Consider the following 305-nt stretch of genomic DNA (forward strand, 5'->3'; position numbering starts at 1 on the left):
GCTTGAAAGTCATTTCGTTCATGGGCATAAATTAAGAGAACCTTATTATGAATCTAGATACCACCTCATGATTGCTATAAACTTATTACATCAACAATAAGCTTATTGGGGTCAATTAAAAGTATTTAGCCACTAGGGAGCTTCACCTGCAATCCCATCGGAGAGAAAAATTTGTACGGGAAGAAACGAACATGTTAAGGGGAGCTAAAATTGTCTATGGCTTCTAATTTATCTGCTAAAAAAGCTTCTCTTTGTTTTTTCAGTACCGCACTTATATATAAAATGCACCCGAAATAACATCAGCG

Source organism: Bartonella sp. MR168JLCBS (assembly GCF_042194175.1).